Annotated in this window: 16 protein-coding genes and 1 pseudogene; 7 read left to right on the top strand and 10 right to left on the bottom strand. The window is 57.5% G+C overall.

The genetic code is table 11. The features are described from left to right. Positions 1–109 precede the first annotated feature (109 nt). The 8 genes and pseudogenes from KP702_RS05560 to KP702_RS16130 all read right to left on the bottom strand — a co-directional run bounded on the left by KP702_RS05560 (position 110) and on the right by KP702_RS16130 (position 6,246). Positions 110–1,048: pseudogene (locus tag KP702_RS05560) on the bottom strand (asparaginase). Positions 1,049–1,105: 57 nt separating this feature from the next. After that, positions 1,106–1,567 carry a hypothetical protein gene (locus KP702_RS05555; RefSeq protein WP_215768624.1) on the bottom strand — a complete coding sequence of 154 codons (462 nt, stop codon included), beginning with the start codon at positions 1,565–1,567 and terminating at the stop codon, positions 1,106–1,108. A 6-nt stretch (positions 1,568–1,573) separates the two neighbouring features. Next, a complete protein-coding gene (locus KP702_RS05550) occupies positions 1,574–2,113 on the bottom strand; it encodes a Fur family transcriptional regulator (protein WP_215749958.1) in 540 nt (179 codons plus the stop codon). Positions 2,114–2,176: 63 nt separating this feature from the next. After that, positions 2,177–4,054 (bottom strand): phosphoenolpyruvate--protein phosphotransferase, encoded by a 1,878-nt coding sequence (gene ptsP, locus KP702_RS05545; protein WP_373687832.1) that lies wholly within the window; start codon positions 4,052–4,054, stop codon positions 2,177–2,179. Further along, positions 4,041–4,325, bottom strand: a complete 285-nt coding sequence (locus KP702_RS05540; RefSeq protein WP_086633508.1) for an HPr family phosphocarrier protein — start codon at positions 4,323–4,325, stop codon at positions 4,041–4,043. The genes ptsP and KP702_RS05540 overlap by 14 nt, the downstream gene beginning before the upstream one ends. A gap of 1 nt (position 4,326) precedes the next feature. Further along, on the bottom strand, positions 4,327–4,767 hold the full coding sequence (locus KP702_RS05535; protein WP_215768622.1) for a PTS sugar transporter subunit IIA: 441 nt from the start codon (positions 4,765–4,767) through the stop codon (positions 4,327–4,329). Then, on the bottom strand, positions 4,764–5,732 hold the full coding sequence (rapZ, locus tag KP702_RS05530) for an RNase adapter RapZ (RefSeq protein WP_215768621.1): 969 nt from the start codon (positions 5,730–5,732) through the stop codon (positions 4,764–4,766). The genes KP702_RS05535 and rapZ overlap by 4 nt, the downstream gene beginning before the upstream one ends. Before the next feature lie 49 nt (positions 5,733–5,781). Continuing rightward, on the bottom strand, positions 5,782–6,246 hold the full coding sequence (locus KP702_RS16130) for an HPr kinase/phosphorylase (RefSeq protein WP_373687831.1): 465 nt from the start codon (positions 6,244–6,246) through the stop codon (positions 5,782–5,784). A gap of 126 nt (positions 6,247–6,372) precedes the next feature. On the opposite strand from KP702_RS16130, the gene KP702_RS16125 reads away from it, so the two are divergent. Together KP702_RS16125 and KP702_RS05520 are read left to right on the top strand one after the other, a co-directional pair. Then, positions 6,373–6,723, top strand: coding sequence for an endoribonuclease L-PSP (locus tag KP702_RS16125; RefSeq protein ID WP_252348557.1), 351 nt, complete (start codon positions 6,373–6,375; stop codon positions 6,721–6,723). A gap of 171 nt (positions 6,724–6,894) precedes the next feature. Further along, positions 6,895–7,278 carry a UrcA family protein gene (locus KP702_RS05520; RefSeq protein WP_215768620.1) on the top strand — a complete coding sequence of 128 codons (384 nt, stop codon included), beginning with the start codon at positions 6,895–6,897 and terminating at the stop codon, positions 7,276–7,278. A 154-nt stretch (positions 7,279–7,432) separates the two neighbouring features. On the opposite strand, the gene KP702_RS05515 is transcribed toward KP702_RS05520, so the two are convergent. After that, positions 7,433–9,256, bottom strand: a complete 1,824-nt coding sequence (locus tag KP702_RS05515) for a stimulus-sensing domain-containing protein (protein ID WP_202207060.1) — start codon at positions 9,254–9,256, stop codon at positions 7,433–7,435. 40 nt (positions 9,257–9,296) lie between these two features. Further along, entirely contained in the window at positions 9,297–10,067 is a 771-nt protein-coding gene (locus KP702_RS05510) for a response regulator transcription factor (protein WP_086633513.1), read from the bottom strand. Between the two features lie 184 nt (positions 10,068–10,251). Here KP702_RS05510 and KP702_RS05505 point away from each other — a divergent pair, with 184 nt between their 5' ends. The 5 genes from KP702_RS05505 to infC all read left to right on the top strand — a co-directional run bounded on the left by KP702_RS05505 (position 10,252) and on the right by infC (position 15,686). Beyond that, positions 10,252–10,881, top strand: coding sequence for a nucleotide exchange factor GrpE (locus tag KP702_RS05505; RefSeq protein WP_064274586.1), 630 nt, complete (start codon positions 10,252–10,254; stop codon positions 10,879–10,881). Positions 10,882–10,963: 82 nt separating this feature from the next. Beyond that, positions 10,964–11,872: a glycosyltransferase family 9 protein gene (locus KP702_RS05500; RefSeq protein ID WP_215768619.1), complete on the top strand. Its 909-nt coding sequence runs from the start codon at positions 10,964–10,966 to the stop codon at positions 11,870–11,872. Beyond that, a complete protein-coding gene (locus tag KP702_RS05495) occupies positions 11,869–12,954 on the top strand; it encodes a glycosyltransferase family 2 protein (protein WP_215768618.1) in 1,086 nt (361 codons plus the stop codon). Before KP702_RS05500 ends, KP702_RS05495 begins: the two co-directional genes overlap by 4 nt. A 111-nt stretch (positions 12,955–13,065) precedes the next feature. Beyond that, on the top strand, positions 13,066–15,003 hold the full coding sequence (thrS, locus tag KP702_RS05490) for a threonine--tRNA ligase (RefSeq protein WP_215768617.1): 1,938 nt from the start codon (positions 13,066–13,068) through the stop codon (positions 15,001–15,003). 161 nt (positions 15,004–15,164) lie between these two features. Further along, positions 15,165–15,686 carry a translation initiation factor IF-3 gene (gene infC, locus KP702_RS05485; protein WP_046900620.1) on the top strand — a complete coding sequence of 174 codons (522 nt, stop codon included), beginning with the start codon at positions 15,165–15,167 and terminating at the stop codon, positions 15,684–15,686. The last annotated feature ends 47 nt before the right edge of the window (positions 15,687–15,733 follow it).

Here is a 15,733-nt window from a genome sequence, read left to right as displayed (position 1 = left end):
CGCAAAAAAATGACATCCACCTGTTGGGGTGGATGCCTGAATAGTCACTTTATATACACGATCTGACTCAGATCGTGAGGGCAGCCCTGATCTTACCGACTGTGACGCCCTACCAGTTTCGCAGTGTCTGCGTCTTGGTACGAACGAAAACCGCATGATCTTCCGGCATCCGGCAGAGCGATTCACCCCCGAAATGATGCAGCAGAGCCGAGATGGCCACTTCTGCCGCCCTGTTGGAACCGTCATCCGTCTTGATGGCGAAACCCAGTCCCTGTTCCGGCAATGCTGCGATCATGACATCTTCAGCGCCCGTTTGATGAACGCACGAGTTTCGAAATTGTTCATGACCGTTGTGTCGTATCGTCCGGTTCCGGCCACCATGAATGGATGAGCTGCCACCGCCTCCCTAAGCCGCTGTGTTGCTTTGGCTCTTTCAGCAGAAAGGCCGACACAACTCCCAAACCAGGCAAAACCATGGGCAAGAGCCTTCAGAGGCACTGCATATGTTGGCATCGAACAGCCATCAATTCCGCGGTTAGCGTCTGTATGAGGAGTCTGGATCATGGAGGCCAGAACATCTGTCACGCGGCGCTGGATCCCGTGGGCAGGATCAATATAGCCCAGCGGGTCTACGCTCTGATCACACGCCAGACAGATAAGCCCGGCATGCTTGCCGGAACAGTTGTTGTGAAGCGGACATGCGGATTGATGAGCGGCTGCCAGAGCGCGCGCGGCGGGCTCATAGGTTGGCCAATGAGTTCCACATTCCAGAGCAGTCACATCCCGCAGCGGCGAGCATGGAGGCAGCGACCTTGGCAGGGGCTTCTTCGCCATTGTGAGAGGCACAGGCGAGGGCAAGAGCTTCGTCGGTAAGACCTCGCCTGTCAGCCGCTCCGGTTTCGACGAGTTCAATTGCCAGAAGAGACTTGACGGTCGAGCACGGGAAAACAGCCGCATTCACGTCACCGCAGGACCAGACGACAGAACCATCTGCATCCACCACCACCGCCCGACCGAGAGGCCGTGACTCAACCTGTTTCCCGCGCATGACTTTCGCGAGCAATCCTGAGCCCGCTTGTTCTGCCATGTCCCTGAACCTCTGTTGTCAGCTGCGTGATGGATCTTTTACGACCAGCACATAGCAGGGCCCGTTGCCCTCATGAGCCACCTCCAGCCAGGACTGGATTAGTCGACGTCGCACACGCAGGATGCCGATTTCCTGCTCTGGCGGAATGTCAGCCAGAGCCAATACTGCCTGAGGGCCTTCGAGAAAAACCAGCCGATCCGCGAGGGACAATCCGTCTTTGAAAATGGCTTGTCCCTGAGCGAAATCCATTAAGGCATACAGAAAAGTCTCGCCTGCCGGGGGGCGGAACGCCACAGCCTCAAGCATGACAGCGCCCACGTCCTCGGCAGTAAGGTGCGTTACTGGAGGCTGCCAGTCCAGAAGGTCAGGCTGAGAGGTATCCGGGGCCTTCTTAACCCGGCGGGCTTGGGAAGAAGGTGATGAGCGCTCTGGAAGAGTGTCAAACGGCAGGGCGAGCGGTGGAGAACGTCGCACGCCCATGATGGGTCAGGTCCCGCTTCGAGAGCCGGTTTTCTGGCAGGCGGCGCAAACGCCTTCAATCTCTACAGTCGCGGCCTCAGCCCGGAAGCCAACGTCTTTGGCCGCCAGCATAAGAGCCGGGACAATCGTTTCCTGCTCAAGCTCCCACGCACGCCCGCAGGATTTGCAGATCAGGAACTGAGCACGATGAACACCCCATTCCCCATGATCGCAGCCATGGTGGCAGTCTGTCGCATGGGAGCAGGCAACGAAAGCACTCAGTCTTTCAAGCCGATGGATCAGCCCCTGTTCCAGAAGGAAATCCAGTGCACGGTAAACGGTCGGAGGGGCGGCATTGGGATGCGCTGGCCGCAATCGTGCCAGCAAATCGTAAGCACCGGACGGCTTATCGGAAGACAGGATCAGCCCAAGAACCTGACGTCGCGTCTCCGTCAGGCGTTGCCCACGGTGACGGCACCAGTCCCCAGCCCGCTCAAGACGGGAGGTGATGGATGGGGAAAAGGACAGGTCCTCCGCAGAGGAGGTCTCAAAAGACGAATCCGGCATGGTCTCTCCTATATGGCATCATGCCGACTGTTTTTCGATAGAGAGCCTTGAAGCGGACCGGAATCAGAGTGCGAAATCACGGATCAGCGACTGAATGGAAGCCAGATCAGTCTCCATCATCACATGGCGTCTGAGGTGATCACAGTCTTCCATCTTCAGCGTTCTGATCAGGCGTTTCACGCGTGGAAGAGAGGCAGAATTCATCGAAAATGACCGCAGGCCAAGCCCGATCAGCAACGCGACCACCCGCGGGTCCGACGCCATTTCTCCACATACCGAGATAGGACGATGAGCCCGCAAAGCAGACTCTGCTGTCAGGGCAATCAGATGAAGTACGGCAGGGTGCAGCGGACTGTAGCGGTCTGCCACCATGGAATCGGCCCGATCTACAGCCAGCGTGTACATCGTCAGATCGTTGGTCCCGAGGGCCATAAAGTCCGCATGCTGGGCCATGGTATTGGCTGTCAAAGCTGCTGCGGGCGTTTCAACCATGATGCCTAGGGGCGGCAGCGGGTCCGGCAGAATGATCTGACGGCGCTTGAGGCGGCGAGCGACCTTGTCATAAATTTCCCGCGCCTCAATCACCTCATCCGCCGATGTTACCATCGGAAGGAGAATGCGGACCGGGCCAATGGCCGTATTGCCGTCAGCAGGCGAAGCCGCCCGCAGAATGGCGGCAAACTGCGTCTCCAGCACATCTGGAACGCGCAGAAGAAGGCGGATACCCCGCAAACCGAGCGCGGGGTTGTCTCCATCCGCCACCTGTTCCGCGAGACCCAGGCGACGCATGCAGGCCCGCCCTTTTTCACCGCCCCAGTCCAGAACGCGGATTGTGACCGGTCGGCCGTCCATGCCTTCAATGATGGAGCGATACGTTGCTGTCTGCCCGTCTTCATCAGGCAGATCGTCCCGCTCGCCGAACAGAAATTCACTACGCAGAAGGCCAATTCCTTTGGCACCATTGCGCAACAGCATGGGCAATTCGGCCGGGAGCTCCAGATTGGCCAGAAGCTCAATGGGTTCGCCACCCTGAAGCTGGGCAGGAAGCTTTTTCAGGCGACCAAAAGTTCGCTTTTCCTTGGCTTCTTTCTGGGCAGCTTCCCGTGCCAGACGCAGCTCTGTTTCATTGGGAGACAGCGTGATAGTGCCAAGGTGCCCATCCACGACAAGCATATCGCCTTCCGTGACCTGCGCCATAAGGTTTGGCACAGCCAGAATGGCTGGAATGTCGAGCGCACGCAGCAAGATAGCCGTATGATCAGCGCCACCACCGCCTTCTGTTACGACGGCGGCAATCCGGGCGGGATCAATCATCGCGACATCAGCCGGACGAAGCTGTTCCGCCACCAGCACTGACCCAGGAGGAAGGCTGGAAAACGCACGGTAAGAGACGCCCGTCAGGTTGCGGATCAACCTACGGCCAATTTCCTCAAACTCGCCAGCCAGCCTTAGATTGGCGTCCTGCTCCTGCCCACCGTTCTCTCCAGCCATGGCTTCGGCTGTTTTCAGAACCTGAAGCGCCAAGGCTTCGCTGACATCTGCGACGGCAGCTTCAGCGCAGAGCCCCTCTTCCTCGATCCGCTTTCTGACCTGCCGCGTCAGACGGGAGGGGCCAAGCATGCGCTCATAAACCGTCAGAAGGGTCGCGATCTCTTCGCGCCCTTCTTCAGGAAGCCCGACAAGCCTGTCCCGCATTTTCTCGATCTGGCGCAGGGCACGGGTGATGGCGCTCTGAAGCCTTGTTAGTTCTGCCTCAGGGCCAATCTGACTGTATCGCTCGACGATTTCTGGAAGGGGGAGCTCTTCCACACGCCCTGCCGGGCCAAGGCCAATTGCCTGAGTAATGGCTTTACCCTGAAGGGTCAGGGAGATGTTGGACACCTTGCGGGAACGGCTTACTCTTGGGCGTGGCACCCGGAGTGGCGTTTCAGTCACGCTCACCAAATCCGTCAGAAATCAGCGCTTCGACAGCATCCAGTGCTTCAGCAGCCTGTCGGCCGTGTGACCTTAGAGTGACAGTCTCGCCTTCTCCAGCACCCAGCATCATGAGCCCCATGATGGACAGAGCCGAGACGACATTACCGCCACGCTCCACCGTAGTTTCCGCATCAAATCGCTCAGCCGTGGTTACGAGCTTGGCGGCGGCACGGGCATGAAGCCCCAGCCGATTGACGATGGTCAGAGTGCGGGGCGAGAGAGTTGTTTCGCTCATTTTATGAAACCGGCATGACACAGGGGCGCGGCCCCCCATGCAGACAGGGGTCAGGGAGCTGGGAAGCCACCGCGATATACTTACGCCCAGCCATGGTTGCTTTTTCGATACAGCCTTCAAGATCCAGACCAACACGGGTCTTGGCCAGCTTGACCAGCATGGGAACATTCACACCGGACACAACTTCAACATGCCCCGGTTCCCGAAGGGACAGCGCCAGATTGGACGGTGAACTCCCAAAAATATCCGTCAGGACAAGAACACCCTCGCCTGTATCAAGCTGATGCAGGAGCTTGTCCGCCTCCGGCCGCAGAAGTGCCGGATCATCGTCATCGCCGACACCGACAATGCCGATCTGGGCCTGAGGCCCGACCACGTGCACCATCGTTTCAAGCAGAACTTCGCCCAGCCTGCCGTGCGTCACCAGCATCAGACCAATCATGCAGACTTGTCCTGGACCGACGCATCATGAGGGGGAACAGCCCAGCGCCATGAGGACAGTCCTTTTCGGGCCAGCTCTCTGTGCAGGACCATCATCGGGCCAACAGGGGCTGTTTTGGGCAAAAGGCGAGCGAGCTCTTCAATGATGGTTACGGAACGATGGCGACCGCCGCTGCATCCAACGGCGATCGTGGCGTATTTCTTGCCTTCCTCAACAAAACGCGGAAGCACCAGATCGAGCAAACCATGAACATGACTGAAGAAGGCATTGTAGGCCGGGTCAGCCTTGACGTGCTGCACCACGGCCGGATCCAGACCCGTCATAGGCTGGAGGGTGGCGTCATAATGAGGGTTTCGTAGAAAGCGGGCGTCAAACACCATATCGGCTTCGCGCGGCAAACCAGATGGATATGCAAAAGACATGAGAGCCACGGTCAGGCCATCTTTTGCGTCATTTCCAAAGCGTGTTTCGATGAGCTGACGCAATTCCGGAGCGGGCAGATCAGAGGTATCGATCACAAAATCAGCATGCGCACGCAGAGGTGCCAACAGACGCGTTTCCTGTTCGATACCAGGAAGAACCGTTCCGCTACTGACCAGCGGATGACGACGACGGGTGGCTGTAAAACGGCGCAACAGGATTTCCGGCTCTGCTGTTGCGTAAAGGAGCTGGACCTGACTTCCCGGCAAAGCTTTCAGCTTGTCGATTTCATCGAGAACACCGGACGCTTCAAATCCGCGGCTTCGAACGTCAATGCCAATGGCCAGACGTTCGCCACTTCGCGAAGCCAAAGCCTCGAGCAGATGCAATGGCGGATTGTCCACAACTTCGTGGCCCAGATCTTCCAGCACACGTAAAATGGATGATTTTCCGGCACCGGAAAGCCCTGTGACAATCAGGATCTGTCTGGAACCAGGACCATATCCTGCCGAAGTTTCGGACTCGGGAATATTCGCCGGTGTCATATGCCCTACTCTAGCCCTTTTTCAGAACAGAAGGAACTATTTCGCAGTTTCAGATTCCCACAGTATCGCCCCCTGCTCCCACCACCCAGTCATAGGTTCCGCGGCAGGCCAGAAAGGCTGCGGCCACACGGGACGAATCCCCCGGAAGACAGCCGTTTATGTGCAGAACAACAGCCCCGGTCTGAGGGTCTTTTTCCGGGATCGGCAAACGGGCACCCTGCCCCCCCAGCAGCACTTTAAGAATCACTCTCGCATTTGTGACAAAGGGTGTCCTGATTATTCCTACTCCCCGAACCTCAAGCAGCCCTTCCAGCGCAGACGGGGGACTCACCAATCGTCCCTTCAACTGGACACGATCATCAGACACAAGAGAGAACCCACGCTCCATCAACTGCAGGGCAAGCGTCGACTTTCCAGAGCCGGAAGGGCCACACAGGAGGATCGCATCCCCGTCACGTGCCACGCAGGACGCATAAAATGTTTCGCTTTCAGGAAACCGTTTCTGAGATGACACTGATTGCGACCTTTTCAAGAGAGAGCTAGAAGCAGTTGCGATAGATTGAGCTGTATCGCCATCAGCTCATCAAGAGTCTGGGGAGGCTACCGCAGCCTCCGATGATGAATCGGAAATACGGATCTTATGGGCGATTTTTCCAGGAATGATATTGTTACCGTTCACGGTGACGAAGTGACCTGCACGGACTTTGACGGTCTTGGCCCGCAGGGAGAACGCCCGCAGCGACTTGCCGAAGAGTGTCAGGCTGCGCTCAATGCGATCTCCGATGCTCTGGCGGAACATGGACTGACCCTTGACCAGACCCGCCATGTCGCTGCGATGCTACGTGAAGGAGATGGCTTCAGTCAGTGTCAAAGCGCCCTTGGGGAAGCGTTGGCCGCATCCAGACCGGCTCTAACCTTGCGGATTGTTCAGGGTTTTCCAGACACCAATCAGCGGATCGCTCTTAGCCTGATTGCCAGCCCATCACCTTAAATGGTGTAACACACCACAAAATAGCTCCAGAAACCATTTTCCCGAACGCACTCTCGTTTCTTGTGCTTTTTAGATAATTTTTATCGCTGAAAATTACGTTTGGCACGCCTTCTGCATAGTGAAAATTGAGCGAAATAATCGCTTCCTCTTTCACGCAGAAAGGCCCTCGTCATGTCTCGTATTCCCTTCTCCGCCTGCACTGTCCTTGTAGCTGCACTTTCGCTTGCCCCTTTCTCCCAGAGCATGGCAGCCCCTCTTCTTCCGGCTGTCGTTCCTACGACGTCCAGCCAGACAATCAGCATTTCCGGTCTGGATCTGACATCCAAACGGGGGTGGCGAACCGCAGAAAATCGAATTGACGATGCATCCCGAGCCGTATGTAACATCTCGAATCCGATGGATATGGCGACGCCGGACGATGTTGCGTCCTGCGCGGCAGAAGCCCGTAAAGGCGCTTTAGAGACTCTTCGGGACATCAGATCCGAACAAAGAAACAACCATCGGATTGGTCACGTTCTGCTTGCGGCCAAGCCCGACGTCTACCCGCATGGCTAAGGATATTATTCCGCCCCTGTGCATCCTTACGCTGGCGATTCCGTTTGCCGCTACACTTCTCTTGCAGGAAGGCGGCACGAAACAGCAGACGGGCATTATCGTCAGCGGAAATCAATTTGGACACGCAGCGTATCAGCATGTTTCGCTGCGCAGATCAGGAAGCGCGGGGCAACCTGACCACGAAACATGCACCGGAGATTGTGCCAGAAGCATCCACAATATTCTCGGCAAACAGACTGCCACGCAGAGCGTGAATAATCTGCCGGCTGATCGCCAGACCAAGGCCGGAATGCTGCCCGAAATTCTCAGTCTGCGGCCGCTCTGAATAAAAGCGGTCAAAGACGCTTTCGAGCTTGCCCGGCGGAATTCCAGGTCCTTGATCGCTGATGGTGATTTCCACCACGCTACCAGTACCGGGGCCATTGCCGGCCACTTCGCGCGCACTGGCATGAAGCGCGATGATCCCATTGGGAGGCGAAAACGAAACGGCATTTCCAATCAGATTTCGCAACACCTGAACAAGACGGTCCTCAACAGCAAAAGCCCTGAGAGGTGGCTCTTGTTCTCTCACGTCAAGACGCAGAATTGGCGCATCTTCCTTACGCGTAGTCTGGTGCATCTCGGCAAGAATAGCCAACAGCGCCACGACCGTTACGGGTTCGGGCCGCACGCGTGAAAGCTCAGCATCGATCCGGCTTGCATCCGAAATATCCGTAATCAAACGATCCAGCCGTTTAACGTCACTGTTGATGATCCCCAACAGACGATCCCGACGCTCCGGAATGGCAATTCTGGGAAGTGTTTCAATGGCTGACCGGATAGATGAAAGCGGATTCTTGATTTCGTGACTGACGTCCGCAGCAAAGCGTTCGATGTCATCCATACGCGCCCACAAAGCCAAAGCACTTCCACGCAGTGAGCGCGCCAGAACACCGATTTCGTCACGTCTGGCCAAGAGGCGCTCCGGGACGAGGTCCTTGCGCCCGTCAGATTCCCTCATTTCATGTGAGGCACGCGCCAGCGTCAGCAGCGGGCGAGCAATTGTCAGGGACAGATACCAGGACAGCAGGACCGTTACGATCAACGCCGCCAGCACAAGCGACAGGATGGAAGAGCGAACCGCAAACAAGGATCGATCTACTTCCGGGGCATGCCGGGTCAGCTGGATTTCCCCGACCGTCAGCCCGTCATGCACCACGGGCTCCACAACCGTCACGACCAGCTGATGATCCTTAGTCCGACGAATGAAGGGCGGCAGTTCAGACTGCGCTCTGAGCGGCTGTGCATCATGGGGACCGTCAGTTGCGGCATCTGGCGTGTCGAGTGTGACAATGCCTTCACTGGATGTGAGCGGCAGCAGCGACAGGAGCCAGTCATAAAAGGTTTCCAGCGCGTTGTTTCGCGGTGGATGCCATGTTTCTCCCTCAGGAACTGCGTCGGGTGCCACAGCTTTAGGGGGCAGTTTGGGTTCCGTCCGGCTATCCGCAACCAGCTTGCCATCCGGATCAAACAACAGGGCATGAGCATTGGGGCTTGGCTCTGTCAGGCGTGCAAGGAGCGGCCTTGCGCGGGAATCCAGAACATAGTCCCCGCCTGGCGCAGGCTTCCCGCCTGTTTTGGGCGCAGCACTGACCGCTGACTGCCCGATAGCCGCAGCATAAATGTGAGCCTGCTCGCGCAGGGCATTGACGTCCGTTTCGAGCAAGCCGTTCTGAAACTGGTCCAGAAACAGCAATGTCACAGCCAAAAGAGCCAAGGGCAGTATGTTCAGAAGAAGGATACGCCCCAGCAGGGGTGAGGCAAGCCTGCGCCGTTGACTGCGATCCCCGTCTCCCCCCGTTCCCGCATTGAGCACACGACGGATAGACTGCCAGACTCCTGCTCTGACGGTAGCCGCGCGGCGGCGGTCACGCCCCTGTTCGAGGCGATCCGAGTCCAGATCGTAGGGGAGTGCATGGGCCGGCTCTCTACGACCCATGACGTATCTTCTGCCTCACAAGCAAACCCGTCACAGCGCCTCACTCATCCTTGTAACGGTATCCAATGCCATAGAGCGTTTCGATCTGATTGAAGCTGTCATCCACCTGCCGGAATTTCTTGCGAACACGCTTGATGTGGCTGTCGATCGTCCGGTCATCGACGTAAATGTTGTCGCCGTATGCCGCATCAATCAGCTGATCGCGGGACTTCACCATTCCCGGGCGCATGGCCAGCGCCTTCACCAGAAGAAACTCCGTGACCGTCAGGGCAATATCCTGACCGCCCCACAGACACTGATGGCGTGTTTCATCCAGAGAAAGCTGACCACGAACGATGGCTGAGCCCACAGTTGTAGCGCCTGCCGCTTCGGCGCGGCTGGCATCCTGTCGGCGCAGCAACGCACGAATGCGTTCGATCAGCAGACGCTGGGAAAACGGCTTGGTGATGTAATCGTCAGCCCCGAGGCGCAGCCCCATGAGCTGATCCAGCTCCTCGTCTTTCGACGTCAGGAAAATGACAGGAAGGTTGGATCGGGCGCGCAGGCGCTGAAGCAGCTCCATCCCGTCCATGCGCGGCATCTTGACGTCCAGCACCGCCAGGCTGACCGGGCGGCTGGTGATTCCCTGAAGCGCACTTTCACCATCCGTATAGGTGTGAACGGTGAACCCTTCGGATTCGAGGGTCATCTGGACGGAAGCAAGAATGTTCCGATCGTCATCCACAAGCGCGATAATCGGTGCTGCAGCGATGCCAGAAGGCGTCTGACAGTTGGCCGATTGAGGCGGAAAGGAAGTGTGTGGCGTCTCCATATGGGGTCCGTCTGCTAAAATCTGATGCGTAGATTATCTATAACGCATGGCGCACTGTGGCGGGAAATAGGCATTTCAATGACATCCTACCACGTTGCAACCCTTGTCTTTGAGACAATCCGCGTTATCTCCTGAAGAAGAACGGGGCCATGAGTTGGCCCGTCCCACAAGATAAGGTCGTGACATGACAGACCAGAAGACTACGCCGGAAACTGTAAACGACGTGCCTGAGCAGGGCGTCGAGACCCCCGGCATGAACGAAACCGGCGGCGAAACGCTGGAAGAAACCACGCCGGAAGCGCGCATTGAGGCTCTTGAAGCCGAAGTGGCCGAACTCAAGGATCGCTGGGTCCGTTCTGAAGCAGAGAACCAGAATATCCGCGCCCGCGCCAAGCGGGATGTGGAAGACGCTCGTCAGTACGCCATTCAGAAATTTGCGCGTGACGTTGTCGAGGCAGCTGAAAATCTTCAGCGCGGCCTTGCCTCCCTTCCGACGAAGACCGAAGGCGAAGACAGCCTCATCACAAAGCTGCGTGAAGGAATTGAAGGCACGGAACGGTCCTTCATCAACATTCTTGAGCGTCACGGCATCACCTGTGAAGACCCGACCGGCAAGCCGTTTGATGCCAATCTGCATCAGGCCATGGCGGAACAGCCCTCTGATCAGCATACGCCCGGCCACGTCATGCAATCCTGGACGCCAGCGTGGCTTCTGAAGGGCCGTTTGCTGAAGCCAGCCATGGTTGTTGTCGCTAAGGGAACGCCGGAAGCTGATGCAGCAAAGGCGTCTCCAGGTCTCGACACAACCGCCTGATCCCGCTCACGCAGGATTTCTTTTTGCGGAACGTCAGCTCTAATGGTTGGCGTTCCGTCAGACCCTGTTAGAAAATAGGGTCATGAGTCGCATTCTTGTCATCAAGCTCGGTGCTCTGGGCGATTTCGTTCAGGCGTTTGGGGCCTTCGCTTCGATCCGGGCCGCGTTCCCGCACGACAGCATCACCCTGCTGACGACCCCTCCGTTCGTGGAGCTGGCAAAAGCCGCCCCCTGGTTCGATGACGTCACGACAGATCGTCGCCCGTCCCTGGCCCACCCAGTCGCTTTGCTTCGCCTGTCGCGTGCGCTGCGCGGATTTGATCGCATTTTTGATCTCCAGACCTCAGGGCGGTCTCGCACTTATTTCCGACTTGCAGGCAGACCACGCAACTGGTCCGGCATCTCTGATGGCTGCTGCCATCCGCATGCCAATCCGTCCCGCAATGAGATGCACACGCTAACGCGTCTTGAAGATCAGCTACGCGCTGCGGGCGTCCAGCCCATCCCCAGAGAGGTTCCGGACTGGCTGAAAGGACATGGGCCAGAAATTTCCGGTCGATCCGTCGTGCTTATTCCCGGAGCGGCCCCACATCGCCCTCAGAAACGCTGGCCCGTCACACGGTTTGCAGAAATTGCTCAAGCTGTTGCTTCCCGTGGCCTGACTCCGGTCATTGTAGGCTGTGCGGCCGAAAAGCCTCTTGCTGAACAGATTTTGCAGGACTGCCCGAGCGCCCTGGACCTCACCGGCAAGACCAGTCTGATTGAGCTGGCGGGCGTTCTCCACAGAGCTGACCTTGTCATTGGCAACGATACAGGTCCGATCCATCTCGCCGCAGCTATGGATCGTCCTATCATCGCCCTGTTTTCCCAAGACAGTGATCCGCGCCTGACCGCTCCACTTTCACTCACACCGGGACGCACAACCATTCTGGATGTTCCAGATCTGGCTCTGTTACCTGCATCGCGCATAGAGGCTCTACTCCCCAGATGACAGTTATCCGTTGCGTCACGATGCAGAAAAACGAGGCCGCGCTTCTTGAGCCATGGATCCTCTGGCACGGGGCCATTTTCGGCCTCTCCAATCTGACCGTTGTCGACAATGGCTCTACAGACCCACACGTCAAAGATGTGCAGAAGCGTTATGAAGCGCAGGGTGTGCAGATCATCCGCAAATATCGGTCCCAAAAGGATTTTTTGCGGAAAGGTGAAATCTTCACGGACATTATCCGAGGCTGGGATGCGGAAAATGCCTGTGATTTCGCACTTCCCATGGATTGCGATGAATTTCTTGCGTTCTTCCTCGATCGCCTCTCGGTGGACCCGGCGGAAATCCGCGCGCAGTTCGAGCTTCTGAAAAACGAACAGGCGACCCTGATTACCGATCGCCTCCTTCTGAACGTGCCAAATGCTCCCAATTACTACCGCCCCCAGTCGGTTCCGAGGGCACTGTTCAAGGCTCATACGATTGTGGGACTGGATCGGGGCCTGCATGCCCCGCAGACCATCTACCCAGAGCGCTGCGTGCGGACGCCCTTTGTGCATCTTCATCTGCACAATCGACCTGACTACGAAGACATACGCCGCTTTGCCCGTCAGAAGCTCGCTCATATCGCTGGCGCAATTCCAGGGGAAAAGCCAAGAGCGGGCCAGATCACACCCGAGAACCCAAAGGAGGGATATCATCTTCGGTACTATTTTCAGGCCAGCCAGGAAGATTTCCTCCGCAGCTACCTGTACACGCCCGATATTTATGCGCCCGTCATCGCAGACCATTTCCGGGCGTTAGGCGTAGATCCTGCGCCAATCCTCGGAGATACGGCCGCGCCGCAGTTCCCAGTGCATGTTCCACAGAATTTTCTGACTCATCGTCGACTGGAAGATGGATCACAGCACGAATACGGCCTGTTTGATCCCCTCGCCTACGCCTACGAGAATGAAGATGTGGTGAAAGACGCCTTTTATGGCATCTGGCCGCTGATCCATTACATGGACGCCGGATGGCGCGAAGGACGGCGCCCGAATGCCAGCGGAATGGAGCCATTTCTGCTTCAGGCGGCAGCTCCTACCGTATAAATCTGCTTTCAGGCCGGTGCAGGGCTTGCGGCCAATCCCCGATTGGGGCCATTTACGCGTGTCTTTTTCCCGGCAGAGGGCTGCCGGGAGCAATCGCAGAGGAGCGATCCCATGCCCGCCATCACACTCCCCGACGGAAGCGTCCGCACGTTCGACGGGACCGTGACGGGCACGACTATCGCCGCCTCCATCGGTCCGGGGCTGGCAAAAGCTGCCCTGGCCATGGAGGTGAACGGCAAGCTCGTCGATCTTTCAACCGAGATTGCGGACGACGCGGCCGTCAAGTTCGTCACGAAAAAAGACGATGCCTCACTTGAGATGATCCGCCATGATGCGGCGCATGTTCTGGCAGAAGCCGTGCAGTCGCTCTGGCCGGAAACGCAGGTCACGATCGGTCCGAGCATCAAGGACGGCTTCTATTACGACTTCTCCCGCGAGAAACCGTTCACGCCGGATGACTTCGAAGCCATCGAAGCCAAGATGCGCGAAATCGTCGCTGCCAACGCCCCTTTTACCCGTGAAGTGTGGGACCGTGACGAAGCCATCCGCTTCTTTGAAGAGAAGGGTGAGGACTTCAAGGCCGAACTGATCCGCGATCTGCCGGAAAGCGAGCAGATTTCGATCTACCGTCAGGGCGAATGGCTCGATCTCTGCCGCGGCCCGCATCTGCGCGGCACAGCAGACGTTGGCACGGCCTTCAAGCTTATGCGCGTGGCCGGTGCTTACTGGCGTGGTGACCATCGCAACCCCATGCTGACCCGCATTTACGGCACAGCCTGGCGCGACAAGAAGGAGCTGGACGCTCATCTGATGCGTCTGGAAGAAGCCGAGAAGCGCGATCATCGCCGCATTGGCCGCGAGATGGACCTCTTCCACATTCAGGAAGAAGCCGTCGGACAGATCTTCTGGCACCACAAGGGCTGGCGTCTGTACACGGTCCTTCAGGACTACATGCGCCGCGCTCAGTCCCGGAATGGTTACGAAGAAGTCCGCACGCCACAACTCGTGGACCGTGCCCTCTGGGAAGCCTCCGGTCACTGGGACAAGTACCGTGAGAACATGTTCATCGCGCAGGTTGAGGATGAGGACAAAACCCTCGCCCTGAAGCCGATGAACTGCCCGTGCCATGTGCAGATCTTCCGCCATGGTCTGCGGTCTTACCGTGAACTGCCGCTGCGTATGGCTGAGTTCGGTGCGTGCCATCGTTATGAGCCGTCCGGCTCGCTGCATGGCATTATGCGCGTTCGTGGTTTCACGCAGGATGATGCTCATATCTTCTGCACGGACGATCAGATTGCGGATGAAACCGCAAAGTTCGTGAAGATGTTGGCCGAGGTTTACACGGATCTGGGCTTCGAGAGCTTCCGCGTGAAGTTTTCGGACCGTCCGGAGACGCGTGCCGGCTCTGACGAAGTCTGGGATCGGGCCGAAGGCTCGCTCAAGACGGCCTGTGAAATCGCTGGCGTCGAATACGAGTACAACCCTGGCGAAGGTGCCTTCTATGGCCCGAAGCTGGAGTTCGTTCTGACGGACGCCATCGGTCGTGACTGGCAGTGCGGTACGCTTCAGGTGGACTACGTTCTGCCAGAGCGTCTGGATGCATCCTATATTGGTGAAGATAGCCAGCGTCATCGCCCGGTCATGCTGCACCGCGCCATCCTCGGCAGCTTCGAGCGCTTTATCGGCATCCTGATCGAGCAGTATGCTGGCAAGTTCCCGTTCTGGCTGGCGCCGACGCAGGTTGTAGTGGCGTCCATCGTTTCCGATGCTGCTGATTACGCCAGTGAGGTTGCTGCCGAACTGAAGGCAGCCGGGCTTCAGGTTGTAACCGACGTTCGCAACGACAAGATCAACGCCAAGATCCGCGAACACAGCCTTGCGCGCGTTCCCGTTATTCTGGTGGTTGGACGCCGTGAAGCAGAAGAGCGCAAAGTGGCGATGCGTCGCCTTGGGGGCGCCAATCAGGAAATTCTGGGACTCGAAGAAGCTGTAAAAGCCCTCACAGCCGAGGCCACCCCACCTGATATTGCCCGGTTTTCGAAGGATTGAGCGTAATACCCTTGCGCCCGGAAGGGCGCAGGACTATGTGCAAAAGGAATGGGATCGGCAAAGATCGAAACCCGCCCCTCTTTGACGAGGCGCGGGCGTTCGGGTCAGTGCTGGTCCTTGTATGAAAATTACGACAGGAGCTGACCATAGCTAGACCGCCGATGCAGGCCGCGCCCACACGTGAGGGGCCGCGCGTCAATGAGGAAATCCGTGTTCCGCAGGTTCGTCTGATTGACGAAGAAGGCGAAATGCAAGGCGTCATGACGACCCGGGATGCTCTGATGCGTGCTTTCTCGGTTGGCCTTGACCTCCTGGAAATCAGCCCGACCGCTGTTCCCCCTGTTGTGAAGATCTTGGACTACGGCAAGTTCAAGTATGAGCAGCAGAAGAAGAAGAACGAAGCCCGCAAGAAGCAGAAGGTCGTTGAGATCAAGGAAGTGAAGGTTCGTCCCGGCACGGGCGAGCATGACTTCCAGACGAAGCTCAAGGCCATCAACTCGTTCCTGGATGACGGCGACAAGGTAAAGGTATCCCTTCGCTTCAAGGGCCGTGAAATGGCTCACCAGGAGTTGGGTGCAAAGATGATGGAGCGTATCCGCATCGAGGTCGAAGAAAAGGCCAAGGTTGAGCAGATGCCCCGTATGGAAAACCGTCAGATGCTCATGGTTATAGCTCCGCGCTAAAACCTAGGTTCTTACGAGATCCACAGGAAAAGCAGCCTTCTTCGGAA

Source organism: Gluconobacter sp. P5B12 (genome assembly GCF_018812035.1).
GTDB lineage: Bacteria > Pseudomonadota > Alphaproteobacteria > Acetobacterales > Acetobacteraceae > Gluconobacter.
Note: the sequence above shows the minus strand (reverse complement) of the source record. Positions and strands in the feature narration are given on the sequence as shown.

Coding starts and splice junctions, on each gene's coding strand:
- thrS (WP_215768617.1), top strand. CDS start 13,066: ATGCCCGCCATCACACTCCCCGACGGAAGCGTCCGCACGTTCGACGGG.
- KP702_RS16125 (WP_252348557.1), top strand. CDS start 6,373: ATGGGCGATTTTTCCAGGAATGATATTGTTACCGTTCACGGTGACGAA.
- KP702_RS05535 (WP_215768622.1), bottom strand. CDS start 4,767: ATGATTGGTCTGATGCTGGTGACGCACGGCAGGCTGGGCGAAGTTCTG.
- KP702_RS05540 (WP_086633508.1), bottom strand. CDS start 4,325: ATGAGCGAAACAACTCTCTCGCCCCGCACTCTGACCATCGTCAATCGG.
- KP702_RS05505 (WP_064274586.1), top strand. CDS start 10,252: ATGACAGACCAGAAGACTACGCCGGAAACTGTAAACGACGTGCCTGAG.
- KP702_RS05555 (WP_215768624.1), bottom strand. CDS start 1,567: ATGGGCGTGCGACGTTCTCCACCGCTCGCCCTGCCGTTTGACACTCTT.
- infC (WP_046900620.1), top strand. CDS start 15,165: ATGCAGGCCGCGCCCACACGTGAGGGGCCGCGCGTCAATGAGGAAATC.
- KP702_RS05510 (WP_086633513.1), bottom strand. CDS start 10,067: ATGGAGACGCCACACACTTCCTTTCCGCCTCAATCGGCCAACTGTCAG.
- rapZ (WP_215768621.1), bottom strand. CDS start 5,732: ATGACACCGGCGAATATTCCCGAGTCCGAAACTTCGGCAGGATATGGT.
- KP702_RS05520 (WP_215768620.1), top strand. CDS start 6,895: ATGTCTCGTATTCCCTTCTCCGCCTGCACTGTCCTTGTAGCTGCACTT.
- KP702_RS05550 (WP_215749958.1), bottom strand. CDS start 2,113: ATGCCGGATTCGTCTTTTGAGACCTCCTCTGCGGAGGACCTGTCCTTT.
- KP702_RS05495 (WP_215768618.1), top strand. CDS start 11,869: ATGACAGTTATCCGTTGCGTCACGATGCAGAAAAACGAGGCCGCGCTT.
- KP702_RS05515 (WP_202207060.1), bottom strand. CDS start 9,256: ATGGGTCGTAGAGAGCCGGCCCATGCACTCCCCTACGATCTGGACTCG.
- KP702_RS05500 (WP_215768619.1), top strand. CDS start 10,964: ATGAGTCGCATTCTTGTCATCAAGCTCGGTGCTCTGGGCGATTTCGTT.